This window comes from Pseudomonas sp. 43(2021) (assembly GCF_017490805.1).
Taxonomy (GTDB): domain Bacteria; phylum Pseudomonadota; class Gammaproteobacteria; order Pseudomonadales; family Pseudomonadaceae; genus Aquipseudomonas.
In genome coordinates this window covers 1-462 of the sequence record NZ_JAFGYJ010000455.1, presented here as the reverse complement: position 1 = coordinate 462, position 462 = coordinate 1, and the positions used below count along the sequence as shown (strand labels likewise).

Here is a 462-nt window from a genome sequence, read left to right as displayed (position 1 = left end):
CCCTATCGCCTTGGCGACCATGGTCACCTGCGCCGCGCCCGAATACCTGCGCGACCACGGCACGCCGGAAACGCTTGGAGATCTGGCGAACCATCAAGGCGTGAACTTTCTCTCGGGCCAGAACAACCGCACCTTGCCCTGGCAGTTTTCAGTTGAGGGCAAACAGAAAAGCTACGTCAGCCGCAAAGGCATAACCGTCACCGAGTCGAACGCTTACGTGCAGTGTGGCGTGTCGGGCTTCGGCATTATCCAGGCGCCGGGCATCGCGGTCGCCGAGCATTTGGCTAGCGGTGCTCTGGTGGAAATTCTGCAACCGCTGCGCCCGACGCCTCGGCCGGTATCGCTGCTGTACCCGAGCCGCACGCATTTGCCGGCGCAGGTGCAGGTGTTTATCGAATGGCTGCAGGTGCGGTTTGTGCAGTTGTATGCGGGGTGGGTAGAAGGTTGAATCTGGCTTTATCG

General features: G+C 60.8%; 1 protein-coding gene. It reads left to right on the top strand.

The window, feature by feature from the left end; genetic code table 11:
* The coding region (locus tag J5M71_RS28150; RefSeq protein WP_243434395.1) for a LysR substrate-binding domain-containing protein at positions 1-448 on the top strand (448 nt) is incomplete at its 5' end.
* Between the last annotated feature and the right edge of the window lie 14 nt (positions 449-462).